The following is a 24,799-nucleotide window of genomic DNA, read 5'->3' as shown; positions in this document are numbered from 1 at the left end:
ATGAAGCCGGCTCCCTCGTTCCTCGGTCGCCGACGGCGGATCGTTCCCGCTGCGTTCTCGAACCGAATAGGTTGCACTACTCCCACACGTGGGTTTCACGGCGCCCCGCACGCGTCCCGTCGACGTGAACCATCAGTGAACGGCCACGGGGCGCGGCTGTCGTTCCTGTCGGAGCGCATAACGGTAGGTTTGGCACGTGGCCAAGTCGCTATCGCTGAATGAGATCCGGTCCCGCGCGGCGAAGCTGAGCCGAGACTGGGCTGATGAGCCGGGTGATGAGAGGCAGCAGGCACAGTCGTTTGTGCGCGATCTGCTCGCCGTTTACGGCATCACGGAAACCCGTGCGGCGTACTACGAGCGGCGGGTGAAGCGGGCTTCAACGGGCTCGCGCGGCTATATCGACGCACTCATCCCAGGCCTCGCTCTGATCGAAATGAAGTCTGCAGGGAAGGACCTGGCCGCCGCCGAGCAGCAGGCGCTGGACTATATCCACGACCTGCCCGATCCTGAGATTCCACGATGGGTGCTGACCAGTGACTTCCGCCGGTTCAGGCTGATTGACCTGCATGACGCCCGTGAGACGGCCGCGGTCGAGTTCTCCTTGGCTGATCTGCGCGATCATGCCGAGAAGCTGGCCTTCTTCGCTGGATATGGGGAGCGCTCGTTCGGCTCGAAGGAGCAAGAGGCCGCGTCCATCAAGGCGGCCAAGCTCATGGCTGGCCTGTATGACGGGCTGGAGGGGTCGGGATACTCGGACCATGAGGCCAGTGTGTTTCTCGTCCGTACGCTGTTCGCGCTTTACGCCGACGACGCCGGTCTCTGGGAGAAGGACCTGTTCCTCGAGTTTCTTGAGACGCGTACAGCCGAAGACGGTTCAGACCTCGGCCCTGAGCTATCGCTGCTCTACCAAGTGCTGGGACGGGAACCCTCCCGACGTCAGTCCAACCTAGATGAGCTCATCGCCCGCTTCCCATACGTGAACGGTGGAGTCTTCGAAGAGCCGCTGTCGATCCCGTCCTTTGACCAGGCCATGCGCACACGCCTCATCGAAGCGGCGCTGTTCAACTGGTCAGCGATCAGCCCAGCGATCTTCGGCAGCCTCTTCCAGGCCGTCAAGGACAAAGTCGCGCGCAGAGAGCTCGGCGAGCACTACACAACCGAGACGAACATCCTCAAAGTCATCGGCCCCATGTTCCTCGACGAACTACGGCAGCGATTCGTGGACGGGTACCACGACGCACGCGCTCTCTCGAAGCTCCGTGCTGACATGGGTTTGATGCGCTTTCTCGATCCCGCATGTGGGTGCGGCAACTTCCTGGTGGTCGCCTATCGGGAGATGCGGGCCCTCGATCTTGAGGTTCTCCTGCGGCTGCAGCAGCTGTCCGGCGAGACCGCACGGACGATGTTCTTTACGGAAGAACACCTGTCGGTGCGGTTGTCGAGCTTCCACGGCATCGAGTTGGAGGAATGGCCGGCACAGATCGCTGCAACCGCTTTGCATCTGGTGGAGCACCAGGCCAATCGGGCGATGGAGTCGGCTCTCGGGGCCGCGCCGGACACTCTTCCGCTGGACAAGATCCAAACGATTCACGTCGGCAACGCACTGCGCATGGACTGGACGACTGTGACGGACATCACGGATCACCTCTACGTCATGGGCAACCCGCCGTTCATCGGGATGAGCAGGATGACCGCCGATCAGCAGGCGGACAACCGTCTAACGTTCGCGGCCGTTGACTCGTCGGGGCTTCGCGCCGGCCGCCTCGACTATGTCGCCTGCTGGTACGCGAAGGCAATGGCGAGCCTCCGCGGTGTCACCGGCGCGAGGGTGGCGTTTGTGTCCACCAACTCGATCACGCAGGGCGAGCAGGCGCGCACAATGGTGCCGCTCCTCGAACGTAACGGCTTCACCGTCGACTTCGGGCACCGGACCTTCCGATGGACGTCGGAAGCTCCCGGCGCGGCCTCGGTCCACTGTGTCGTCGTCGGCTTCTCGGCCAGCGCCCGCCCGGGACGAAAGCCACGCCTCTTCACCTACAACCACATCGGAGGCCAACCGATCGAGCGACCGGTGCAACGACTGAACTTCTATCTCGCAGACGGTGCGAGCATCGTTCCCGCCAAGCTCAACAGGCCTGCCACAATCGGGATGCCGAACGCGCACAAGGGCAGCCAGCCCACCGACGGCGGCCACCTGATCGTCACCGAGGAGCAGCTGCCCCAAGTGCTGGCCGACGAGAAAGCGCGGCGGTACCTGCGACAGTTTGTGCAGGGTCAAGACATGCTGCAGGGGCGCCCTTTACGCTCGTGCTTGTGGATGAAGTACGCCGAGCCCGCTGACATCCGCGCTTCGCCCATCCTGCGGGAACGTCTCGCTGGTGTGCGTTCAGCCCGTGAAGAATCTCCAACCTCCTCCGTGCGTGACTACGCCAACAAGCCAGGACTATTCACGCAGGACCGCCAGCCGGACAAGGCGTACTTCGCACTGCCGGAAGTGTCATCCGAGAACCGCACTTGGATACCGGGACGCTTTTACACGCCCGACGTAATCGCGGGAAACAAGCTCATCATCTTTCCCGGAGCCTTCAAGTGGCAGGCCGGGCTGCTCCAATCGTCCATGTTCATGGCGTGGGTTACAACCTTCGCCGGCCGGCTGAAGTCTGACATCTCGATCTCGCCGGGGCTGGCGTACTTCCCGGTCCCTTGGCCGACCCCTGATGAAGCCACCATGACCAAGCTCTCGCACGCCACAGATGCCGTCTTCGACGCTCGCGCTGTCTACCGAGACGCCAGCCTGGCAGACCTCTACGATCCCAACGCCATGCCGGCGAATCTGCTTGAGGCGCACCAGCACCTTGACGAGGTGGTAGACCGGGCCTTCGGGGCGCGACGACGCTTCACCGATACCGCCGAACGTCTCAGTTTCCTGATAGACGCGTACACGCGGCGCGAAGCCGGCGAGCAGCTGGTCCCGGTGAGTCGACGTCGCGGCTGAGCGGTCGCCCGCTGACGCGCGCGGCACTCATCTCCCGGCGGCCACGCGGGGCCGACGCCGAGGCGGTCATCGGCGCATGAGGGCACGCGAACGGTCGGCTCGACGTGCCTCGGAACGACGCCAGGCGGAAACCGACACGCTGGCTGGCCGTCCGACATCCCCGGCCGAGCGGGGCGCCTAGTAGTCGGCGAGGTCTGGTAGCCGCAACTGTTTGCGGATCTCGCTCGCCAGCTCGTAGATCAGGTCGGCAGCGCCCTCGCGCAGGTGGTCGGGCGGGGTCTGGTTGTGCTGCGCGTATCCGATGGCCTCCCTCAGCTTTTCGCTGAGCTTGAACACGATCGGAACGCACGGCGGCGAGATGATCTCGAAGGCCACCTGAACCCTCTCAAGGTCTTGGACAGACCTGCTCAACACGTCGTTGAGTTGAGCCAGCTTCCGACCGTCGCCGTCAGCGATCCCCTGAGAACGCCACAGAGGGTCAGCGGCGCGCTCAACCGCCGCATATTGGGCATACATTTCGGAGTCCCACTGCCGAAGATCCTCCACCTGCTGACGGCGCCGATCGCTGGCCCTGACCGTGAAGTACGTGATGTAGCCACCAACAACAGCACCGAGGAGAGCCCCGAGGGGAGGCACGATGACGCTCACCCACCAAGGTGTTCCGGAGTTGATCAGCTCGATCGGGATAGGTGACGGCGTGGGCGTCGGCATGACGACACCGTAACCGAATGCGGACGCGTAAGGCCGTCGCACAGGGCCGTCACGGTGACGATTCGGCAGGGCTGCGCTCCGCCGCCACGGCCCGGTGACGGGAGGCCAACGGCGCGAGGCAGGCGCCTCACGCCCGGCAACGAGACGCGGGGCGCGCCGGTGCCGATGCGTCACGGAGCGGGCGCGAGACGTGGCCGGACCGGCGACAGGCCGGGAACGTCACGGTGGTCCGATTCGCCGACGATCCGGGTGCGTGGCGGTGGCGGGCCGCAGGCGAGGGGCGGAGCGAGCGCCAGCGAGTGGAGCCTTATCTGGCCGGGGCACGGGAGCGGCCGAAACGGCGACAGCCGCCGACCGAGGGGAACTTGAAAAAAGGGGGCGTGGGAGGGGTAGCCGTCCGCCGACCACATCGGTGGGGACCGGAGAGACCGGCACACCCACGACTGGAGACCACCGTCATGACCACCAAGGCCACGCTCTACCTAGCCCCGTTCGGGACGCTGGCCGTCCCTGACCCGGACCCGTTCTTCGGGCAGCGCCGGCACCTGCTGGCGACCCTGCCCGCCGCGTTCTCGCCGAGCCTGGTCCGCAGGCTGAACTGGGCCACCGGCCAGCACGAGCAGCTCGAGACCGTTCTCCTGATCGAGACGCTCGAAGCCGGGATCCAGTTCGTCCAGATCACAGGGCTGCAGGTGGACCGGTTCCTCACCCCGTGGGGTCACCGCACCTGGAAGCAGCTGGTCCTCGACGACATCCAAGAGAACCCGGCCGACGTCGTCGTATGGCTGGACAGCGTCCCGGTCGCCGAGCGGGAGAGTCTCCGGGAGCAGGTGCCCGCGGGCGTGCAGATGCACCTGATCGCCACCCACCCGGTGGTCGGTTTCCTCGACGGCACCTACCGAGAGCTGCTTGACGCCATCGGCGACGGCATGCCGGCCGACCTCATGGAGAGCATCGGCCTCCGGCCGTCCCCACAGCCAGCGACCGGGGAGTTCGCATGACCCGAGACATCCGTCCAGCTTCCACCGTGTACGTCAGCTCCGGACTCGACCACCTCGCCCAGGTCGAACCGGTGCATCGCCTGATCTCCGCGTACGGGTCCGAACTGGTCAGCCTCGCAGGCGAGGGCGATGGGTTCGACCGGGTCCTATTCGTGCCCGGCACCGACGCGGCCGCGATCGTCCGCGACCTGGGGCGCGGACCCCGCGAGTTCGCCTGGATCACCACCGGCCTGCCGGAAGACGTTGCCGGGTTCGCCGCCTGGTGCGAACACACGTTCACGCCGATCATCACCGTCTCGGCCGGCGGGCAGCTCGACGCCGTCCAGCTGGACGAGCTCGCCGAGCACCTCTCCGACGCCGCCCGGTCCCACGCCGCGCTCGCCTCCCTCAGCCTCGGCGAACGTCTCCTGCTGAAACTCCGCGGGCACATCGACCGGTGAGGGCGGACGCGGGCGCGCAGAACGTGTACGACTTCGACCCTGTCCTCCTCGGCCGGCTCACTGACCACTTCGACGCCATTGCCGGGAACCGCGGCGTCAGCTGACCGGTTACGTGTCGGTGGCGGGGTCGGGGAGCGGGTCGGGTCGGATTATCGTGACATCGTCTGGATGCGGCGCCGGCTCGCGCACTTCGATCCCGACGCTCCGGCATGCCTCGATGCCCGGTACGGTCGCCGGGTCCTCGCCCTCCGGGTGCTCCCCGTACGGGCCGAACAGCGCCCATGCGTTGGCGGCACCGCCGGCGGAGAACCGGGCGGTGTAGTGGATCCCGTCGAAGCCTTCGCCGTCGAACAGCGCCGCCCACTCCTGGCTGATGTCGTACGGGACCGCATCGGTCAACTCGGAGGTGATTCCGTAGCCGGCCGCCTCCGGGGTGCTCACGTTCCCGGCGGTCCGCTCCCTGCTGACGGTGAGAAGGGACAGCTCCGCACGTGAGGCGGTTTCCGCGTCGATCCAGCGGAGCCGGGCGAGCGTCTTCCCGAACCGCTCCCGCAGCGCAGCCTCCGGGGTGTCCGCGACGTAGCAGGTGCCTTGGTCCGCGTCGGTCAGGTTGAACCGGCCGCCGCTGTCCCCGGGGGTGTTGTCGTACCACCACGGCCCGTACCCGGCGGCGTGCGCCCGGTAGATCACCGCCTCCGGTGTCAGCGCGTCGGTCGGGAACCCCTTCAGATCGAGGTCTGGGTCTGGTGGTCCCTGAACCAGGTCGGACCGTCTCGATGGCGGCCCGCTCACCGTGCAGCGACTCCGGCCGCCTGCTGGGTCGCCTCACGCAGCACCAGGGCCACGTCGTCCTCTGACCCGTATCGGAGGACATCGGCCGCGGTCCGGTCCTGCCAGTCCGGGTCGGGGGTGTTCAGCCACGCTGCCGCCGTCCACTCCGGGTAGCCCGCGGTGAGCACCGGCCAGATTTCCGGCAGGTGCGGCAGGAGACGACCGCGGCCGTCGAACTGGTACCGCGGGTACAGGATCGTTCCGGCGGTGTCCGCCGATCGCAACCCGATCAGCCGGTTCTCTTTCCGGAGAGTGGCCAGCCGTTGCCGGGAGACACCCTTCCATTTCGCCAGCGATGGCGTGTCGAAGAACGGGCCGAGCTCCTTGTCCCACGGGCTCTTACTCGGCAGAGCGGCCAACGCCATCTCCGCCAGCTTCTCCGGATCCGCCGACGGCTCCTCGAACGCTTCCGTCCACCCGCCCTCGATCAGTCGGGAGATGACCGCCTGCACGAACTGGCGCTTCACAGCCGTCATCTCCACATCCAGCGTGATGTCCTTCTCGCCGTACAGGATGCGTAGACCGTTCGGCTCCTTGACGTGCCGCTCCCATCCCTTGGGAGTCACATATTTCAGCGTCGGGAACTCGGCCGGGCTGTTTGCGGGGATGACCTGCTTGAGCATAGCGGCGTGCGCCATCTTCCTCACCCGGTCCAGCGCCGCCTTCTCGGGCTCGTCTTGGCCGGCGTTCTCCGGCAGCGCCGTCAGGTACTTCAGCCCGGCGATCAGCGCGGCCGCCTCCCGGGCCGAGAACCGAGGGGAGTCGTCGATCGCCGCCTGATGCGTGAGAACGATCTGGTCGTTCTCCTCGAAGTCGTCCCACGCGATGTCGAACAGGTCGCCCGGCTGGTACGCGTTGGTCTCGCCCGGGATGCCGGAGACCGCGATCAGCCGCACCGCGTCGCGCAGCTGCTCCTGGTCGACGCCGAAGTGCTCGGCCGCCTCCGCGACGCTCACGCGGTCGCGGTCCATCAGATACGGGACGAGGGCGAGCAGGAAGGCGAGCTTGTCCTGCGCCTGCATGGGCCTCCGGCGCTCAGCCATCGCGGCCCTCGTCATGCTCAGTGGAGCCCGCCCTCCGCGGGCCGAACGATGATGTGCTCGCCACAATCCTCCCGTCAACAGCCGTCAACTCTTCAAGGATACGCCTGACCGCGATTGTGCGTCAATGGACGTCAACCCTGAGGTGGGGGCGCGCGAAACGACCACCTAGCCGAATCCGCCGCCTCTGCGGGAGGTGAGAGCGTGGAGAGTCCGCGCCTCGCACCTTCGGAGGTAGCACCAAACCATGACACAGCCGCACATCGACCGCGAAGACGACGTCACCGCCGTCACCGTCTATTCACCCACCGGTTCCAGCACACCCACCGTGTGGGAGGGAGGCGTCTTCACCGGCCCACTCGCCGCCGACGCGCAGACCATCGCCGACGAACAGCTCCCCGTCGTCCTGCTCACCGGCTTCGAAGTCACCGCCGGTTCGGCGGAACCGCTCAGCGCCCTCGCCGCGATCGTTCTCGCCGCCCGCCACGACTGGGCTCTGCATGACGCCCCGAACCACGTCTGGCGGGCGCTGCTGTCTGCATACGCCGACAACTCCATTCGCACCGCCGCCGACGACTACGTCCGCCAGGGCGGCGCCATCGACGAGGCGGCCGCCGCGTGACCCGGCGCACAGACCCGGACTTCGCCCTCATCGCCTCCAAGGGCGGACGCGGCCCGAAACGGTGGACCCGGATCCGGAACTACTTCGCCGGGGTCAGCGCCGCCGTCTTCCGCGCCGACGCGAACCAGCTCGCCCGCGAGGCGATCACACAGCGCGACGCCGGAGCCGATCAGCGCAAGCAGCAGCAGCGGCAGCGCAGCGAGCAGCTCAAACGCGAACTCGGCGGCGGTACGGCACGCAGCCAGGGGATGCGGAAAGCGATGAAGCCGGCGCCGCTGGTGGGACCAGCGATCGGCGAAGACGGGCGGCTGAAGTACCCGCTCGGGATGACGCCGCAGGACTATTGGGCCGAACGCGCCGAGCTCGCGGCCGCCGACCAGCAGGCGCTCCCGTTCCAGGTGACGAACGCTGACGGCATCCGCCGGGCGATGGCCCGGATGGAAGCACGAGAGACCGTCTACCTGCCCCTCGAGGCCGAGTACGGGAAGGCCAGCGGCGCCGAAGAGGATCTGCTGTCGTCGATCTTCCTCTCCGGCCACGCGCCCGGCGACCCGGAGCTCGACCCGGCCGTGCAAGCCGCGTACGACCAGGCCGTCGACCGTCGGATCGCCGTGGAGCAGAAGCTCGCCTTCGAGGCAATGTCCGACGGGTACAGCGACTGGCGGGCACGGCGCCGCCAGTTCTACGCGAGCCGGGTCATCGCCAACAAGCGGCTCAACGGCATCCGCTGACCCAGCCGGCTCGCGCCAGCGGCAGACACAGCGAAGCGGCCCGGAGGATCCCCATCCCACGGGCCGCTTCACCTTTTCGGGAAGCCTCGTCTCAGAACGTCATCTCCTCGATCTCCGCGCTGGTGAGATCGGAGGAGTTGCGGGGCATCGGCGGGTACCCGCCCGCGGCCACCCGGGCCCGGGCCTGCTCCGCGCGGACCTCGCGGTAGCCGTCCTGGTGCAGCAGTCGAAGCTGTGCGTGCTCGGCATGCCAGACCTGCCAGTCGCGCTCCTGACGGACCGACGCGAGCCGGTACCCGTCGTCGGTCTTCTTCAAGTGCAGCTGATCGATCCCGCCGTAGAGAGTCGCCCACGTCTCCCGCAGAGTGGCCATCTGGACCGGGGAGTGGTCCACGGCCACGTCCTCCCCGTCACGGTGCAGCTTCTTGCCGGACACCGGACACCGGTACCCCTCCGGCATGGCCGCCAGGGCACCCTTACGGAACCGATCGAGCTGCCCCTGCACGGCCCGGCGGAGCACCAGATGCGGGCTCCGGTCGACGAAGAACGGTCGCTTCAGCGTCTTCGCAATCGACAGGCCCCGCTGCGCGCCGGTCGCAGTGATGTACGCAAGCTCGAACGGGAACGGGCCGTTCCCGTGGCGGACGACGAAGAACCGGGTAGGGACCGGATTGTCGGTCGCCGGGTTCGCGACCGCCCAAATCTCCTGGGCGAGAGCGAGGTCCCACCGGTCCAGCGCGTGACCGTCGCGGAGGCTCGGCCGGAACAGCTCGGACTGCGCGTAGTCGATCGCGCGGTCGTGAGTGGTGAACCCGCGGCCGCCGAGGGTGACCACCGCCTTCTTCTGCATCTCGCTCATACCAACTACAGATGCGGCGGGAAAGCGTCTCGTCCCCACCCGAGACGGGGTTGTCGCGGCATAGCTGAAGCGAACCCGTCCAGGGGTCGGCCGATTGCCGCCTCTGGAGCAGCAAGACAACCGCTCACCCGCTACCGAATGGAGCCACTGTGCCAGCACACGTCAAGGAACCGACCATCTACTCGATCGTGAGGGTCGGCCACACCCGCGAAGAAGACGCCCCCTACGCACACAGCATCGCCGTGCTCGAAGACGGCTGGGTCACCGACAACGGATCGGGCTGGAAGGCCCTCATCGACGCCCGCCTCAAGGACGTCCCCGCCGAAGACCGTACCCGCGCCCTCGTCATCGACACCATCAAGGAGATCGCCGCCCGCCGCCTCGAACTCGTCGAAGTGATCGACATCGACGAGACCGCGAAGGCGGTCCGCTGATGTGCAGGCCGTCCTATCACGGAGGCAGGCGATGCCCGAACTGCGGCAACAAGCCCGCCAACCCGGCCCTCCGCCGTCCACGCGACCGCAGCCGCGACGCCAACAAGGCCGCAGCGCTCGCCCCGCACAACGCCACCCTCAAGGCCGTCGTCGAGGGCGTGCTCTCCGGGGAGACGATCAACCAGACGAAGGGAACGCCCGCGCCCACTCCCGCGAAGGTCGTCGCCGGCCGGGACAAGTTCCTCGACCTCATCACCGACAAGGGCGGCGCCACCCCACGGCTCACCCTCGTCGACGTGACCAATCCCCAGCCCGAGGACGCCCGCTACACAGCCGCGCTCGATCACACCACTGTGATCTCCGACTTCATCCGCAACGACGAAGGAGAGATCACCAAGGCCAAGCTGGGCGACGGCACCATCCTCGACCTCGCCAACGAGGACATCGAGTGTGCAGACGGGCTCGTCACCGTCCCGCTCGACCATGAGAACGGAGTCGCGCTCACCTACAGGCTCGACCCGCCGGTGAGCGCCCCGGTCGATGAGCTCGACGTGACCGGACTGCCCCAGCCCCGGGTGCAGGCGATCCATGACGAACGCGACAGGTTCGCCGCCACCGTCCGATCCAGTATCGACGGCGCCAGCCGGCCCTTCGCCAACACCGACGAGCTCCGCGACACCATCAGCCGGCACACCACCCAGGTCCGCGACGCCGCCAAGAAGCTCGACCAGGTGCAAGCCAAGGAGCGCGGGCTGACCGACCTGGAATGGCTGGACCGCCGTGACACCACCGACAAGGTCGTCCTCCGCCTCCTCGAGCGGCAGCAGAGCACCTGGATCGACCGATGCGACACCGCCATCGCCAAGCTCGAACAGCGCAGCCGCCGCACCGACGCCGGACCCGCCCGGACCCAGATCACCGGACAGCTGCTGGACCTCAAGGAGCTGCGCCGCGGCCTCGTCAGCGACAACAACCTGCTGCAGAAGCGGCGCCGGCAGATGGAGGCCGCGCTTCTGCGCTGACCCATCAGCGGTCACAGACTGGCCCGTCTTCCTGGAGGAGCGACCCCGGGGAGGCGGGCCTTTCCACGAACTTGCCTAGCCCTCGACCGTGTCCAGGTGTCCAGGTGCTGTGTCCATGCTGTCCAGCGCCAGACCCACGCGAGAATAGTTCCCCTGACCAGCGGTTTTCTAGGCGATGACGGCGCCCACGGGGTGCTGTGTCCAGGCTGTCCAGGAAAAATGTAGAGAGGGCACTCTCACAGCACCCAGTAGGGGACAGGAGAGGAACCCCTTCCAAAGAGTGTGTGTGAAGTCTCTCTACATATTTTGCCTGGACACCCTGGACACCCCAGTGTTTTCAAGGGATCCCGGGTGGACACCAACCTGGACACAGGCCGTTTTGAGAGTGGACACCTGGACACATATTTGCTGATTTTTCTCCCGGCCGAGATTTCCGCCGCATCTGTTCCTGCTGAATCGGTGACCGCCGATTCGGGCTACCGGTCCCGGACCGGCGAAGGACAACCGATATGACGCAGACCTCTGTCTCCCCACTCGTTTTCGACCGCAGCGCCTGGGAGGCGCACCACACGGCACTCTGGGGCAACAATGCTCCGTCCGACCTGCTGACCGTGATCTCCTCGACCCGCCCCGGTCCGAATGAGCGCTTCAAGCCGCGTGCGAAGATCCCCGCCAACGACGTCGCGAAGCTCTGGGCCGTGATGGAGCGCGAAGCCTCCCTCGACGCGAACGTCTACTTCTCGGTCCCCGCCTACGACCAGGCTGTCCTCGAGGAGGCCGGCCGTGGCAAGAAGGCCCAGGTGCGCCTGCTCCCCGCCCTCTTCGTCGACCTGGACGTGCGCCAGGGCGAGCACGCCGCCGGTGACGCCAACCCGTCCTGGGATGAGGCGGACGCCTGGCTGGCTGACGCGCCCACTCCGACGATCCTGATCCGCACCGGTGGCGGCTACCACGCCTACTGGGCGTTCAACACGCCGGTCGACCCGCGCGAACCCGAAGTCCTGGACCTGCTCGCCCGCCACAAGGCGTGGTGGACGGCGCGTGCTCAGCAGGACGGGCTGAGCATCGACAAGGGCGTCCTGGCCGACATCGCCCGCGTTCTCCGCCCCGCCGGCACCCTGCGCAAGAAGTCCGACAGCCGAAACATCGTCACGATCGAGCAGAACAGCGGCGTCCGCTACGACATCGAGGATCTCGCCGCCTTTTACCCCGAGGTGGAGCAGTCCGTCCGGCGCGAGAAGGTCGCGAAGCGCGAGCGCACCGCCAACGGCCCGGCCGTCGACCCGGCGGACGACAACCGTCCTGGCACCCGGTTCGCCCTCTGGCACCCGGCCGACCAGTTCCTGGAGGACGTCCTCGAAGCGGAGATCCGCGGCACCGGGTTCGCCCTCCCGACCGCTGACGGCGGTGTCCACGACTCCGAGTCCGGCCGGATCTACGAGGACGCCGACGCGCCGACGAAGGTGACCTTCTTCTCCACCTACATCCAGGAGCTGTTCGGCTTCGAGGACAACGACCACTCGCTGACCAGCTTCGACCTGCTCGCCCTGCTCGTCCGCGGCTACCCGGCAGCGGCCAGGCTCGTCACCCGCTGGGAGTCCAACGGCACCTGGCCGGCGGAGTTCACCGACGTGATCCGCCTGAACATGGACCCGCGGTTCGTGGAGGAGTTCGCTCTCGAGCTCCCCGCACAGGCACCGGAAGCCCCGGAGCGCGCCGTCGTGGTCATCCCACCGATCACCCCGGAGACGTCGGCTGTCACACCCAACGCAGGTGACGACGAGGACGACGATGACGAGGAGGAGGGCGACTACACGAAGCTGATGGGCTTCGCCGAGGAAGCCGTCGCGCTGGCCGCCAACAAGGACGTCACCAGCGTCCGCTACCAGCTCGAGAACCTGGTCAAGGGCAGCATGATCCCGCTGTCCCACGGAGTCGCGGTCCACATCTACACCGGCAAGAACCAGGACCGCTTCGGCCTCTACAAGAGCCGCAAGGACGAGGACGGCAAGTGGACCTACGACCAGATCACCGACTGGATCGCCTGGCGCCCCAGTGTCATCCGCCAGCAGGTGATCGACGCCAGCGGACGCGCGATCGAGATCACGAACGAGCACAGCGTCCAGATCATCCGAAAGGACGGGAGGACCCGTACCGTCGACGGCTTCACCGACGAGAAGAGCATGAGCGCCAAGGCCGTTCATAACAGGCTCGACTTCGGTGTCGCGCTGCCCACCAGCTCCACCGACAAGGACCACGTGTCGAACATGCTGGCCACGCTCTGCTTCGACGAGAAGGACGCCCTGGAGACCTACACCAACCTGGGCTGGTACCACGACACCGACCGCAAGCAGCACGTGTACCTCGCCCCCGCAGGCAGCGTCACCGCCGCCGGTGCGACGCACGACTACGACGTCGCCGCCCCGGCCGGTTCCGACGACGGCGCGCTCAACGACGCGGCCGTGACCATCGGTTACGACTACGTGCCCGACCGGAACGACATCCGTGGAGTCGCCGAGGCGATCCCAGCGTTCACCCGGATCTTCCCGCGCCGCCGGGACGTCTCCACCGCACTGCTGGGGCTCGCATTCATCTCCCCGCTCATGCTGCCTGCGCGCACCTCGTGCTTCCTGGTTGCCCAGCCGGAGATCGGCAAGTCGCAGGCGGCGACGGCAGTCCAGGCGTTCTTCTCGCCAGTTCTCGACGCGAAGAACTTCACGGGCGGAAGCCTCCTCAGCGACACCACAGTGGCCGTCTCCGTGAAGGCGTCGTGGCTGCGCCACTGCCTCGGCATCTGGGACGACTTCAAGGACACCGGAGACGCTCAAGCTAACCAGCGCGTCAGGCAGAACGCGGTGACCGGTATCAATGTGGCGTACGGCCAGTCCGGCGGAGCCGGTGGTACCCGCTCCGGTGGCCTCCGGACCGCGCGCCGAGCAGAGACCACCTCCCTGCTCACCGGTGAGGGCATGCCCAAGGGTCACGGGTTCCTCTCCCGCACCATCCCACTCGAGCTGCAGGCCGGCGACGTGGCGCTCACCCCAGTGGGCACGTCCCCGTTCGACGTCTTCATCCGCGACCACTCCGAGGACGCCCGTGCCCTTTTCGGTGCGTACCTACAGTGGATCGCGGCGAAGCTGGACCAGGACGGTATCACTGCGTTCAAGGCCAACAACGACAAGCTCAAGAAGGACTGGCAGCAGCGCAGCATCGGCCGGGCCACCGAGCTCGGAGCGATTCTCGCCACCGGCTGGGCACGCTTCCGCCAGTTCGCCATCGAGATGGGATTCGAGGACCTCTTGCCCTCCGCGGCAGTCGTGGACGAGCAGCTCCTGGAGCTCGTTCAGGCCAGCGCGAACAACGTCATCAGCGCAACCCCAGCGAAGGAGGTTATCGCCGCGGTCCGCGACGCCCTCCAGTCGGCAGAGGGGTACCTCATCCGCGCCGACGAGGCCGCGCCCACCTTTGCGGAGGCAGCGCAGATGGGGTGGAAGCAGACCATCCGCGACGGTGTCATCCAGTACGTCCCTGGTAACTCTCAGATGGGCGTTCTTTCCGTGGATGGTCAGTGGGTGTGCATCATCAACGACGCCCAGAAGCGCGTCGCGAAGAAGATCGCGCTCGACGGAGTGCCGGCGGACCAGATGACCCGCGATGCTCAGACGGTCGTGAAGGAGGACACCGTGGCCGGTAACCGGTCACCGAAGAACCTCTTCCCCACCCGCCCGCGCGGCTGGGTCATCCCGGCGCACATGCTCGACATCGGCGATGCTCCGGCCGCGGTGAGGGAGGTTCCTCCTGCGATCAGCGACGCTGAACCAGAGCCGATCCACGTGGCCGAGCCGGTGCCCACCAACGCTCACGTCACGGGGGTCCAGACCGACATTTCAGCACTTCTCGGACGCCTCGCAACTGCGAACTAGTCCAGCATGGCGAGAAGTCGCCGCATATAGGAGTTGGTAGCCAGGCAGGAGTCCAATCGGTTGTCCTTCTGCATGGCACCAACCACGAGGTGCGCAGCGGTCACTGCCCCTCTTGAGCAGCCCCCGGGAACCAGCCCGGGGGCTGTTCCATTCCACCCTCTCCGCCGCATATTCACCGTCTACAAGCCGCTGATCGGTTTCGTCAGCCCGATCCGCGTCTCGTATCTCCCTCACCGGCGCCCCCGACGCCACCGAACCGCTGGCCCGCTGATCACTCGGGCCGGCGGTTTCGCGTTCCCGCCTGATCCGGCTCCGCCGCATACATGGACGTTGCGGCGTATTCCGACACTGTCGCACCGCCGGCGGGCGGCACCTTCTGGTCCCTTCCAACCGCCCGCCGGCCTCCCAATGGTCCGCCGCATACATCAGGTGCGACGTCCCGGTCAGCTTGGTGGTTTCCCGTGACGTCGAGCGGTGGTTCGCTCTCCCCTCCAGGCTGGCGGCGCAGGATCGGATGCGCCGCCAGCCACCACCACCCAGATTTGCTGTTCCCGATCGAGCAGCGCGGCCCGGAGACGGGAACACTCCCCGGCCGCTGAAAGCCCCGCCCTGGCTCCCGACAGGGCGGGGCTTTCCCCTTCCCGTGGAGCGCGCGAGACCCACTGCGGGAGCCCAACGAAGGCGCCGACCACATCTTCTTCGTTAGGGGTGCAACACCAAGCCACCCCGGGAGGAGAAACCACCATGATCAACCAGCTCGAGATCACCGCGGAGATGAGCGATCTGCGCGACGACACCGTCCGCCAGGCCGTCCTCGCCATTGAGAAGGGCGAGCGCAGCGCGCACCGCATCCGCATCGACGGCGACCCGTCCGACGCCACGTTCGACGCCTCGATCCTCACCCTGCCGGGTGATCGCGTGGTCGTCCTCGCCACCGTCTTCGACGCGGACAACCGCTTCGTCGGCCTGCGCCATGAGGGCTACGACACCGTCAGCGAGACGGCGACGCTCACCCTCACCGCGTTCACCCAGGCGCTAGAGATCGCGGCACGCCGCGAGCTCGCCGCCCGGGCGACAGCCGGTTACCAGACCACCGCAGCGTGACCCGGGGCAGGAGGAGAACACCATGATCACCGCTTCCACCCTCGCTCCGGCCACGCTGACCGGCGCCTTCCGCCATGTCACCTTCGTCGCGGAGACCATCGACTGGATCTGCCGGACGCGCAGGCTCATCGACCCGGTCACCCGCCAATACGCCGCCCCGCAGGTCGGCATGGTCGACGCGATCCGGCTGCCGGTCATCGTGCCGGCCCGGGACGTCGCATTCGAGGACCTGGTCGTCCTGTTCGGTGACCGCCGGGTCTTCGCCGGCGTCCGGTCCTACCAGTGGGACGGATCGGGACAGTTCGGCCGAAGTGTCCTCACCGAGGCGATCGAAGCGACCGTCCGCGGGCTCCGCAACGCGGCGCAGACCGCCGACCCGAACGCCGTCATCCGCTACCTCGACTACACGCCAACCAAGCACCACTGAGACCAGGAAGGAACCACCCATGACTCGCAAGGCTCATCTCATCGCCACCGGCCCGCACGCGACCTCCACGGTTTGGGCTGTGGCTGTCAGCGCCGCGGTGACCGTAGCATCCATCGCCGCTCTCATCCTGACCGCCGCCCTCCACGTGTGGAACGCGTGGCCAGGCAGCCTCGGAATCGCCGCTCTCGTCTTGTCCGCCTCCGTGCTCGTACTTGCGTTCACCATCGTCGGCGACGAGATCCAGGAGGCCCACCGTCAGGAGGCCGCCCTCCAAACCGCGTTCACCCGCCCGAGCTGGCGCAAGCGCCGGGTCGCCCAATCCGACGTCGACACGCTCCGCCGGCTGCTCGCCGACGCCGAGCGACGAGCCGAGGCGGACCGCACCGCCTCCAAGCGGGCCACGAAGTAGTGACCCGCGGCGGGCTCTCGGACGCCTCGCCCCTCTCCGTCCCGGGAGCCCGCCACCTCAACCACACCAGCCGCCGAGGAGACCTCCTTCTCCCACTCCTCGGCCCCGCGGTCACAGCGTCGTGACCGCGGCGGGAGTCGCCGGTTCTTTTCCTTTCCGCCGGTGAGTCCCGCCCAGATCCGTCCAACCCCTGCCGATCTGCCACCTCTGTAGCGGCAGGAACCACCAACAACCGAGAGGAACTGCCCTATGAAGACCATCGCGATCGCCACACTCGCCTTCGTGGCGACCGTCGCCGTCGGCGTTGGTCTCGCCGCCGTATTCCTCGCCGCCTACCTCGCCCTCGCCGCCATCTTCATCGTCCCGATCGCCGCCGGCGTCGCCGCCGGGGTCGGCATCGCCCGCTACCTGAACAGCCAGTAACCGACCACCAACCGGCACCACCCATCAAAGAGAACCAGGAGAACGAACCCATGACCACCACCACCAACCAGCCGGCTCCGCAGGCCAAGCAGGGCGACTCCATGCTCTGGCTGCTCTTCAAGGGCGTCGGATTCCTCTTCATCTCCCCGATCGTCGCCATCTACTACGGCGGCTTCCGAGGCATTCTCAACGACAACCCTGAGGCCGTCGCGGCCCGCGAGCAGCTCCGCGCGCAGGGCGAGTACGTTCACAAGCAGGTCGCGGCCACCTGGGCGGCGGTCTTCCAGGTCATCGCTCCGGCACTGCTGGTGTGGTTTCTCGCGCCCATCCTCCCGCTGCCGCTGAACCTCTTCCTGGCCGTCCCGGTCGCTCTGATGACCTGGTTCGCGCCGTTCATCATCGTCCGACGCATCGCCGCAGCCAACGGGCTCACGCTTAGCCGTGCCGACTTCGCTGCGATTGACAAGCAGTGGTGGACCACCGGGAACAAGCGGTGGGTGCGCCTGGCCGCGAAGGTCGCCCATTGGGTCACCATCGCCGCCGCCGTCGTCAGCGTCGAGTTCGCCCCGACCATGCTGAGTGTGATCGCGCTCATCCCGTCGCTGTTCCGCGCCGCCGTCTACGTGAAAGTCGGCATCGAAGAACGCGACCGCATGCGCGCCGAGATCGACCAGGCCCGCGCCGACTTCTCCCAGTTCCGCCCGCTCGTCGCCGCGGTGCTGGAGCTGGCTAAGGACCCGTCGCTGTCCGAGCGGAAGCTGCAGGAGTGGGGTGTCCAGGTCGGCTGGGACGTCGAAAATCACGCCCTCGTCGTGCAGAACATCCCGACGGACTTCTATGCTCACGGTCTGATCACCGCTGAGAAGGTCAACACCACGCTGGCGCGCATCGCCGCTGAGGGCTTCCTCGACGTGCCGGAGCTCGAGTTCGTCGCCGCCCAGGGCCAGACGCTCATCCTCGGCCTCGCCACCGACGAGACCAAGCAGCTGCGCCAGCACATGGCGGCCTCCGGCGGTCTGGTCATCGGCCTGGACACCGACGCGCAGAACCCGTGGGCGAACATCGCCCCGGCCGCCGCCCCGGCGTTCAACCCGGCCGGGTACGCCCCTCAGGCGCCGCAGCAGGCTCCGACAGGCCCGACGTTCAACCCGGCGACGTACGTGCCGCAGGCACCGGCTCAGCCGGCCCAGGCGCCGCAGCAGGCGGCTCCGGCGGCTGCTCCGTCGTTCGCGGAGTACGCGGCGCAGGTGCAGGCCCAGCAGGGCCAGCCCCAGCAGCCGGCAGCCGCCCCGTTCCAGCAGTTCCGGGCCTGAGAGGAGAGGAGGTGTTCGAGGTTCCTCTCCCTAACAACGGTGCATCGCAGGCGGCATTCGTGTCGCCTGCGATGCCCCGCAAGGTCACGCTCGACCTGACCGGCGGCAACCCCGCCGCGGAGCCGATCACCGACGAGGCGTGGCCGGTGCTCGTCCGCTACGTGAAGGACCACTGCGGCCCGAACGCTCACATCGAGATGATCTCACCGGACCGTCGGTTCCTCATCGTCGCGATTGACCAGACTCCCGAGGTCCTCCCCGGTGTAACCGCGGTGTTCAGCAAGCCGGGTCTCCGCCCGCAGGAGATCGCGGCTCTCGAGGCGAAAGTCCCTGAGCTGTACGACGGACGCGCGCTGGTCGCGTTCGACCCGCACCGCGGCGGCCTCGCCGCCTGGCTGCTCCCCGTGACGAAGACGATCCGTGACCGCGCCGCAGCGCTCGTCAGTCCGACCTTCGGACCGTGGAACGTCTCCTGCGCCGTCGACTGGGCCGTGGACGAGGAAACCGGCCTCGGCCGCATCGACAGCGTCGTCCTCGGCGGGCTGCCGCCGCTGGGGGAGACCGCGCTCAACAAGCTGCGGGACATCATCCCGTCGTGGGCCAACAACGGAAGCCCGGACACCTCATCCTGGGCGGTCGAGGCGGACACCTACAACAACCGGGTCACCCTGTCATACCGGCGCGCGCGTCAGCTGCCGAAGGTGGTGGACGGAACGACCCTGCTGCCCGCGAAGATCGACCCAACCAAGTGGGAGCGCTGGCAGGTTGGCGTCAAGGCCGACGGCGCCCCCTTCGAGGTGGACCTCACCTCGGGACCGCACAGCATGGCTGTCGGCGGCACGGGCTCCGGTAAGACCGTGTACATCGCGCAGGCCATTCTGAGCGCGATTGCTCGCGGCTTCCGGGTCGTCTTCATCGACGAAGTGAAGAAGGGCAACGGCATCAGGGACATCGAACCGTACTGCGACGCGTTCGCCGTCACCGGCCTCGGACCGAAAGGCCTGGAACAGGCAGCGAGCATCCTCAAGTCGGTCTATGTCGAGGTCGAAGAGCGGGTGAATCTGAACAACGAGCATCACGCCGCTGATTGGAGCAAGCTCCCGCCGCAGCTCGGCGTCCGCCCCATCCTCGTGGTCATCGACGAGTACTCCTCGCTGATCTCGCCCGAGGCGAAGCCAGTGGGCCTCGAGCGTGACGACCCCATCCTGCTGGAATGGCAAGAGGAGGCGAACGCGAAGGCTCAGATCAAGAAGTATGTGGCCAAGATCGCTCGCGAGGCCCGCTCGTCGGGTGTCCACCTCCTGATCGGTTCACAGACCGCCTACGCGCACATGCTCGACGGTGAGACACGCGCCAACCTCGGCACGGCGCTCTATCTCATCCCGCCGAAGAAGGTGCCGCCGAACACACTGCTCGGCATGGTGTTCGATGCGAACAACCTCCCGCTGGCCGTGGATGAGATCTCGGACCTCAATGACGGTGTGAGCCGCGGTCTCGCCGTCGGAGCCACAGAGGGTGGCGAGGTTGCCGGCTTCCGGGTCGGATACATCCCCAACCAGGCGGCGTACCTCGAGTCGATCGGGGCACCGCGTGGTCAGCAGCTCAGGTCGCCCCGGGAGGACTCCGCGGTCACCACGCCTCGCCACCCAGCGCGACGGGACGCCACCGACCCGACCAAGGTGAAGCGCGGCGAGGTCTCGTTCTCGCTGGCCGACCTGGAACCCTTCGCGGATCCCACCCCGCCGGCTGACGACGAGATCCCGGAGCCGCCGGACTACTGAACCAGATCGGGCCGCCTGAACCGTCCAGGGTGGCCCGATCTGCCGCCTCTGTGGAGTTGGGGCACCAACCGGTGTTCTCTCCCTCAGCAGAGAGGCTCAGCAGCCACCATGTCCAATACCCCTTCCGAGGTTCACGTCTCGTTCGCGGCTCGTGCGCAGGCCGCCGCGCAGCAGGCGAAGTCCTTCGCCGCTCCGGTCGCCCAGTCGGTCGCCGCGCGGGCGAAGTCGGCCGTCGCCGCGCAGTCCGTTGCCGGCGTCCGCCACGCCCACGACGCGCATGAGCCAGCCACCCTCACCAAGGCTGATGTCCGTGCTCTCACCGCCACCGCGCGCATCGCGAAGGTGACCGCGGTTCTAGCCGCCGTCACGGTGCTCGGCATGATCGGCCTGGCGATCGCGGTCCTGTCCAGCGTGCAGAACGTCGGCTACTAGGGGAGGGGCGCGTTGAAGAAGAAGCTCATCCCAATCGCCGCCGCCGTTCTCGCGGCCGTCGCGGCGCTGTCCCTGACCAGCTGCTCCACCCAGCAGGCCGACCCCGCGTTCGTGAAGACGCTGACCGCCACCTACGGGAAGAACACCACCGTCGAGGTGGCCAAGCCCGGCCAGAGGCTCACCGGGAACCTCATCCCCGTCTTCTGCTGGGACCTGACCGGTGCGAAGGGCCGCCAGCACTGGGCACACTGCGAACTCGGCGCCGCCGACCAGACCGTCTCGCCGCTCCGCTCGATCAGCGGCTCCGGCTGGGAGAACGTCACCGGCTACCCGGCCGCGGACGGCGACCGCTCGACCGCTCGCTACCTGCCGGCGACGAACGCGAAGGCCCTCCCGGCGTACGCCCCGGGCCCGGAGTTCTGTGCCGCGCACTCGACCGTGTTCTCCGCCCTGGACTTCGGCGACACGGAGGTGCCGCTGACGACCGCGAGCGGCGCGCTGGCGCTGGACGCGGTCGCGTACGGGCCCGGCTTCGCCTGCAACTCCGCCTCGATCGGAACCACCGCCGCGCAGGATGCCGCGTTCCAGCAGCTGTCCACTCGGAAGCTCTCTCTCGCGAAGCTGAACAGCCTCCCCGCCGCGCTGAACGCCCACCCCGGCGCCCCGACCCCCTGGACGAACCCCGTCACCGGAAAGACGGAGAAGATCGGCACCGCCCTCATCAGCGTCACCACCCGCGGCAACGGCAAGACGGTGGTCACCGTCCCGCAGCTGGCCGTCCGCGGTCCGCTGTCGGCCCCGTACGGGAAGTCGGCCATCCTGTCCGCGGACGCGGCCGCAAAGTTCTCCGGCGGCAAGCTGACGTTCAGCGTCAACCTGGTCGGGAACCCGGCAGCCGCGAAGGGCGCCATCGTGCCGATCGTCTGCACGAACCCGGACAGCGCCGGCACCTGGCAGGTGTGCCAGGAGGGCGCCCCGGTTCAGATCGGCCGGTCGCAGTCGTACCAGGACGCGTCCCCGCAGACCCTGTCCGTGACCCGCGAGTGGGCGGCGATGCCCGGCGTGGTCACCCTGCCCGGTGGTCTCACCCGACTCTGCCTCCCGGACCAGGACGGCAACGCGGTCACGTACGGGCTCACCGCGGCGAAGACCGGCGGCATCTCCGTCTGGTCCTGCGGCGACCCGGCGAACAACACCGACCTAACCAAGGCGGTCAGCTCTGGGCTCACCTCCGGCAAGGTCACCGTCGGCCAGCTCCGCACCGCCCTCGCCACCTTCTGCGACGCCACCCCGGATACCACCGCGACCTTCGCGACCGGGTGCGCGTACCGGTCGACGACCGGCAAGACCACGATGCCGGTCGACCTCAAGGTCAACGCGGTCGACCCGTACACCAGCGACACCAGCTGGTAACCAACCCCGCGGCCCGGCGCTTGCTGCTGACGCCGGGCGGCGGACCCTCCCAGCAGCGAAACCACCGCCTCGAGAGGAAACCACCCATGTTCAACGACAACTCGAACATCATCGTCATCCCACCGACCGACCCGAACGCCTTCGTCGTCCCGGACGCCATCCACACCGACGACGCCGACATTGACGCCGCCTACCTGCAGCGCCCGCGGCGGAGCCCACGCAGCCGAGCCATCATCACCGCCGTCTCCGTCTTCGGCGGCCTCGCCGTCGCCGCCGGGCTCGCCTACGGGGCGCTCTGGATGTGGGTCACAGGGCTGCCGCTGCTTGCCGCTGCGTTCGGCCAGTGGGTGACCCACGTCAGCACCTCCCCGTGGGCGTGGCTGGTGCTCTACTGGATCGCCGTGGGCGTCGTCTACGCCATCTGCCGGTTCGGGCGCCGCATGCATAAGGCCCCCGCGCTGCTGATCGCGGTGCTGTTCCCGATCCTGGTCGCCTTCATCGCCGTCGTCGCCATCATCCGCGCGGTCGGGCAGGCGTTTGACCGATGACGATCCGCACGGCCACCCTCCCGGCCGCCGTCACCACGGAGGACCTGCTCCCGGGCGTCTACCCGTACGGCGCCGCCCTGTACAACATCCTCCCGATCGGGGTAGGCCTAGCCGACACCGTGATCGCGGACGCCGACCACACCCTAATCACTGGTCCCGCCGACCGAACCGGGCTCGCAGCCGTGAACCACGCCGCTCAGGCGGTCGCCCGCGGCCACGAGCTCGCCGTCGTCACCCTCGCCAGCCAAGCCTCACTTCTCGATGTCCTGCACCCTTTCGCCGCCGCGCACGCTACGGACCTGGACGCCGCGGTCGCGGTGCTTCGTCACGCCACCGCCGAGCTGACGCGCCGCACCGGCCTGCTGCAGGAGCACGCGGTGTTCTCCTTCGCCGGACTGCCGAACAGCGTGCGCATGAGCTGGGAACCTGTCTCCCCGGTCACGATCGTGATCGAGGACCCCGCCGCGCTGCTGGCCGAGCCGGAACTCGCGGACCTGTTCGACGCGGTCGTCGCCCGCGGCCGCCACCTCGGCATCTACCTGCTGGCCACGGCCACCGCGCCGCGGCCGGCGGTCACCCAGCACCTCGCCCGGTTCACCTCACGGATCACCCTGATGGAAACCGTCGACGAGGGGCTGCTCGAGCTGACCACCCAGTTCGACGGGATCCCGAAGAACGCGGCAGAGCTCGAAGGTCCCGGCCTCGCCATTACCGACATCGACGGAATCCCCACCCTGTATCGGCAGGCGCTCCCGGCCGCCCCAGCCACACTCCCGGAACTGTTGCGGCAGATCGGTGTCCCGGACGCGCGCGGCTGGGTCGGCCGCTAGCAGCTGGACAGACCACTTCAGGCATAGCCGAGGGGACACGCGTTTTCGCCGCATATCCAACGTCGACGCACCACCCCCACCGAGCACCACCCACCGCCTGAGGAGGCACCATGAACACCACCACTCTGTCCGGCATCCCCGACTACGTCCCGGGCACGACTCTTCTCCCTGAGACGTACTCGCCCGAGGACTGGGCGACCATCCCGCTCGGGATCCGCGCCGACGGCACGCCGCTGCTCGCCAACCTCCACGCCTCACCGCACCGGATCTACCTCGGCGGCCCAGACTCGGCAGCCAAGCCCGCCGCCATCTCGGAGATCGTCCACCGTGCGGCCCGCGGACACCAGATCATCCTCGCCGACCCGTTCGACACGCTTCGCCTGTCGGAGTCTGTCACCAGCCGGTTCGCACGCAGCCTCACCCACGCTGACCCAGACGCGATGTACTCGATGGCCGCCGACCTGCGCGAAGAGTTCAGCCGTCGTCTCCGCGTCCTGAGCGACCACAAGACACGCTTCCTGTCTGACCTGCCGGTACACGTGCAGAAGCGTGAGAACGTCTCTCCTCTGACTGTCGTAGTCCCGGAGATCAGCGCGCTCGTCTCGAATGCGAAGCGGGGCACCGAGCAGACCTACTCGGTGCGGGCGCTCGTGGGCGCCGTCGCTGAGCTCGCCTACGACGGCCGCCACCTCGGCATCTACGTCATCGTCACCGGGAAGAGCTACACCAGCTGGGGCATCAGCATGATCGCCCGAGACCGCATGGACGTCACGGTCACCCGGCGCCCCTATGACGCCACCGTCGCAACCGCGGGTCTTCACCGGCCGTTCGGCAAGCAGGTCCACGCGGCTGTAAACCTCCTCAACGCCGCCGACAAGCACCCGGGCCGCGCCATCACGATCACCCCTACCGGCGACGTCGTCCTGTACCGGGTCGACTGGTTCGAGCGGGACGAGATCGACACACACCTCGAGCAGCTCGGCGTGCCGAAGCCGCGGGGCTGACAGTGGCCCGGCGCGTGCGCGTGATCACTACGCAGGGACGGCCGGCTCGGGTGAAGCCGGGCCGGCTGGACCGGCACGCCCGCCGTGCATTCCTGCTCGGCAACTGCCTGTCGCTCGCGTTCGTTCTCTCGGTGGAGACCGGTTGGCCGATCGTGGCTCTGCGCGGTCGAGAGCTCACACCGTCTGGAACGCGGTTCCTTGCGCATGCCTTCGTGCAGCACCCGGACGGATGGCTGGTCGACATCGAAGGCGCCCACCGTCCGAATCTGACGCGGGAGTGGCAGTTCGAGACGGAGCTGGTTGAGATGACCACCCAAGAGGCGCAGGAAGAACTCTGCTCCGGATGGCTCGACTTCCCGCCGCAGCACCACGAGCTGGCGGTCAGTCTCATCGACCCCGTCCTCAGCCTCGCACGCAAGCACCTCGCTGCCGCCTGACTCGGGTGACGCTCCGCGAGCGCCTCGCGCCATCCCTGCCGCTCGCGTACGCGTACGCGTACGCCGGAC

At 67.8% G+C, this 24,799-nt stretch carries 24 protein-coding genes; 20 read left to right on the top strand and 4 right to left on the bottom strand.

Features of this window, described 5'->3' with window-relative positions:
* The first annotated feature begins 196 nt into the window (after window positions 1-196).
* Entirely contained in the window at window positions 197-2,995 is a 2,799-nt protein-coding gene (locus QRN40_RS17965) for a DNA methyltransferase (RefSeq protein WP_285117307.1), read from the top strand.
* Window positions 2,996-3,172: 177 nt separating this feature from the next.
* Here QRN40_RS17965 and QRN40_RS17960 read toward each other — a convergent pair whose 3' ends face one another.
* Window positions 3,173-3,706 carry a hypothetical protein gene (locus QRN40_RS17960; protein WP_285117306.1) on the bottom strand — a complete coding sequence of 178 codons (534 nt, stop codon included), beginning with the start codon at window positions 3,704-3,706 and terminating at the stop codon, window positions 3,173-3,175.
* 458 nt (window positions 3,707-4,164) lie between these two features.
* Between QRN40_RS17960 and QRN40_RS17955 the strand changes: the two genes are divergently transcribed.
* Together QRN40_RS17955 and QRN40_RS17950 are read left to right on the top strand one after the other, a co-directional pair.
* The gene (locus QRN40_RS17955; RefSeq protein ID WP_285117305.1) at window positions 4,165-4,707 is read left to right on the top strand and encodes a hypothetical protein; all 543 of its coding nucleotides are present in this window, start codon (window positions 4,165-4,167) and stop codon (window positions 4,705-4,707) included.
* The gene (locus QRN40_RS17950; protein ID WP_285117304.1) at window positions 4,704-5,147 is read left to right on the top strand and encodes a hypothetical protein; all 444 of its coding nucleotides are present in this window, start codon (window positions 4,704-4,706) and stop codon (window positions 5,145-5,147) included. Before QRN40_RS17955 ends, QRN40_RS17950 begins: the two co-directional genes overlap by 4 nt.
* A gap of 108 nt (window positions 5,148-5,255) precedes the next feature.
* Here the strand turns inward: QRN40_RS17950 and QRN40_RS17945 are convergent, their stop codons facing one another.
* The gene (locus tag QRN40_RS17945; RefSeq protein ID WP_285117303.1) at window positions 5,256-5,939 is read right to left on the bottom strand and encodes an RES domain-containing protein; all 684 of its coding nucleotides are present in this window, start codon (window positions 5,937-5,939) and stop codon (window positions 5,256-5,258) included.
* A complete protein-coding gene (locus tag QRN40_RS17940) occupies window positions 5,936-7,021 on the bottom strand; it encodes a hypothetical protein (RefSeq protein ID WP_285117302.1) in 1,086 nt (361 codons plus the stop codon). The genes QRN40_RS17945 and QRN40_RS17940 overlap by 4 nt, the downstream gene beginning before the upstream one ends.
* Window positions 7,022-7,265: 244 nt before the next feature.
* On the opposite strand from QRN40_RS17940, the gene QRN40_RS17935 reads away from it, so the two are divergent.
* Window positions 7,266-7,640: a hypothetical protein gene (locus QRN40_RS17935; RefSeq protein ID WP_285117301.1), complete on the top strand. Its 375-nt coding sequence runs from the start codon at window positions 7,266-7,268 to the stop codon at window positions 7,638-7,640.
* Entirely contained in the window at window positions 7,637-8,371 is a 735-nt protein-coding gene (locus QRN40_RS17930) for a hypothetical protein (RefSeq protein ID WP_285117300.1), read from the top strand. The genes QRN40_RS17935 and QRN40_RS17930 overlap by 4 nt, the downstream gene beginning before the upstream one ends.
* A 91-nt stretch (window positions 8,372-8,462) precedes the next feature.
* Here QRN40_RS17930 and QRN40_RS17925 read toward each other — a convergent pair whose 3' ends face one another.
* Window positions 8,463-9,230 carry a hypothetical protein gene (locus QRN40_RS17925; RefSeq protein WP_285117299.1) on the bottom strand — a complete coding sequence of 256 codons (768 nt, stop codon included), beginning with the start codon at window positions 9,228-9,230 and terminating at the stop codon, window positions 8,463-8,465.
* A gap of 149 nt (window positions 9,231-9,379) precedes the next feature.
* Here QRN40_RS17925 and QRN40_RS17920 point away from each other — a divergent pair, with 149 nt between their 5' ends.
* The 15 genes from QRN40_RS17920 to QRN40_RS17850 all read left to right on the top strand — a co-directional run bounded on the left by QRN40_RS17920 (window position 9,380) and on the right by QRN40_RS17850 (window position 24,730).
* Window positions 9,380-9,664, top strand: coding sequence for a hypothetical protein (locus QRN40_RS17920; RefSeq protein ID WP_285117298.1), 285 nt, complete (start codon window positions 9,380-9,382; stop codon window positions 9,662-9,664).
* Window positions 9,664-10,686, top strand: a complete 1,023-nt coding sequence (locus QRN40_RS17915) for a hypothetical protein (protein ID WP_285117297.1) — start codon at window positions 9,664-9,666, stop codon at window positions 10,684-10,686. Before QRN40_RS17920 ends, QRN40_RS17915 begins: the two co-directional genes overlap by 1 nt.
* 509 nt (window positions 10,687-11,195) lie before the next feature.
* A complete protein-coding gene (locus tag QRN40_RS17910) occupies window positions 11,196-14,609 on the top strand; it encodes a hypothetical protein (protein ID WP_285117296.1) in 3,414 nt (1,137 codons plus the stop codon).
* Between the two features lie 744 nt (window positions 14,610-15,353).
* A complete protein-coding gene (locus QRN40_RS17905) occupies window positions 15,354-15,713 on the top strand; it encodes a hypothetical protein (protein ID WP_285117295.1) in 360 nt (119 codons plus the stop codon).
* A gap of 22 nt (window positions 15,714-15,735) precedes the next feature.
* Window positions 15,736-16,140, top strand: coding sequence for a hypothetical protein (locus tag QRN40_RS17900; protein WP_285117294.1), 405 nt, complete (start codon window positions 15,736-15,738; stop codon window positions 16,138-16,140).
* A 19-nt stretch (window positions 16,141-16,159) separates the two neighbouring features.
* Window positions 16,160-16,549, top strand: coding sequence for a hypothetical protein (locus QRN40_RS17895; RefSeq protein ID WP_285117293.1), 390 nt, complete (start codon window positions 16,160-16,162; stop codon window positions 16,547-16,549).
* Between the two features lie 249 nt (window positions 16,550-16,798).
* Entirely contained in the window at window positions 16,799-16,972 is a 174-nt protein-coding gene (locus QRN40_RS17890) for a hypothetical protein (RefSeq protein WP_285117292.1), read from the top strand.
* Window positions 16,973-17,022: 50 nt separating this feature from the next.
* Window positions 17,023-18,285 (top strand): putative antibiotic biosynthesis monooxygenase, encoded by a 1,263-nt coding sequence (locus QRN40_RS17885; RefSeq protein WP_285117291.1) that lies wholly within the window; start codon window positions 17,023-17,025, stop codon window positions 18,283-18,285.
* Between the two features lie 71 nt (window positions 18,286-18,356).
* Window positions 18,357-20,066: an FtsK/SpoIIIE domain-containing protein gene (locus QRN40_RS17880; protein WP_285117290.1), complete on the top strand. Its 1,710-nt coding sequence runs from the start codon at window positions 18,357-18,359 to the stop codon at window positions 20,064-20,066.
* A gap of 108 nt (window positions 20,067-20,174) precedes the next feature.
* Window positions 20,175-20,498: a hypothetical protein gene (locus QRN40_RS17875; RefSeq protein ID WP_285117289.1), complete on the top strand. Its 324-nt coding sequence runs from the start codon at window positions 20,175-20,177 to the stop codon at window positions 20,496-20,498.
* 12 nt (window positions 20,499-20,510) lie between these two features.
* Window positions 20,511-21,911 (top strand): hypothetical protein, encoded by a 1,401-nt coding sequence (locus QRN40_RS17870; protein ID WP_285117288.1) that lies wholly within the window; start codon window positions 20,511-20,513, stop codon window positions 21,909-21,911.
* A gap of 86 nt (window positions 21,912-21,997) precedes the next feature.
* Window positions 21,998-22,459, top strand: coding sequence for a hypothetical protein (locus QRN40_RS17865; RefSeq protein ID WP_285117287.1), 462 nt, complete (start codon window positions 21,998-22,000; stop codon window positions 22,457-22,459).
* Window positions 22,456-23,289 (top strand): hypothetical protein, encoded by an 834-nt coding sequence (locus QRN40_RS17860; protein WP_285117286.1) that lies wholly within the window; start codon window positions 22,456-22,458, stop codon window positions 23,287-23,289. Before QRN40_RS17865 ends, QRN40_RS17860 begins: the two co-directional genes overlap by 4 nt.
* 110 nt (window positions 23,290-23,399) lie before the next feature.
* Entirely contained in the window at window positions 23,400-24,293 is an 894-nt protein-coding gene (locus QRN40_RS17855; RefSeq protein WP_285117285.1) for a hypothetical protein, read from the top strand.
* 14 nt (window positions 24,294-24,307) lie between these two features.
* Window positions 24,308-24,730 (top strand): hypothetical protein, encoded by a 423-nt coding sequence (locus QRN40_RS17850; protein ID WP_285117284.1) that lies wholly within the window; start codon window positions 24,308-24,310, stop codon window positions 24,728-24,730.
* The last annotated feature ends 69 nt before the right edge of the window (window positions 24,731-24,799 follow it).

This window comes from Leifsonia sp. fls2-241-R2A-40a, assembly GCF_030209575.1.
GTDB lineage: Bacteria > Actinomycetota > Actinomycetes > Actinomycetales > Microbacteriaceae > Leifsonia.
The sequence above is the reverse complement of the archived record's forward strand: the minus strand, read 5'-3'. Positions and strand labels throughout refer to the sequence as shown.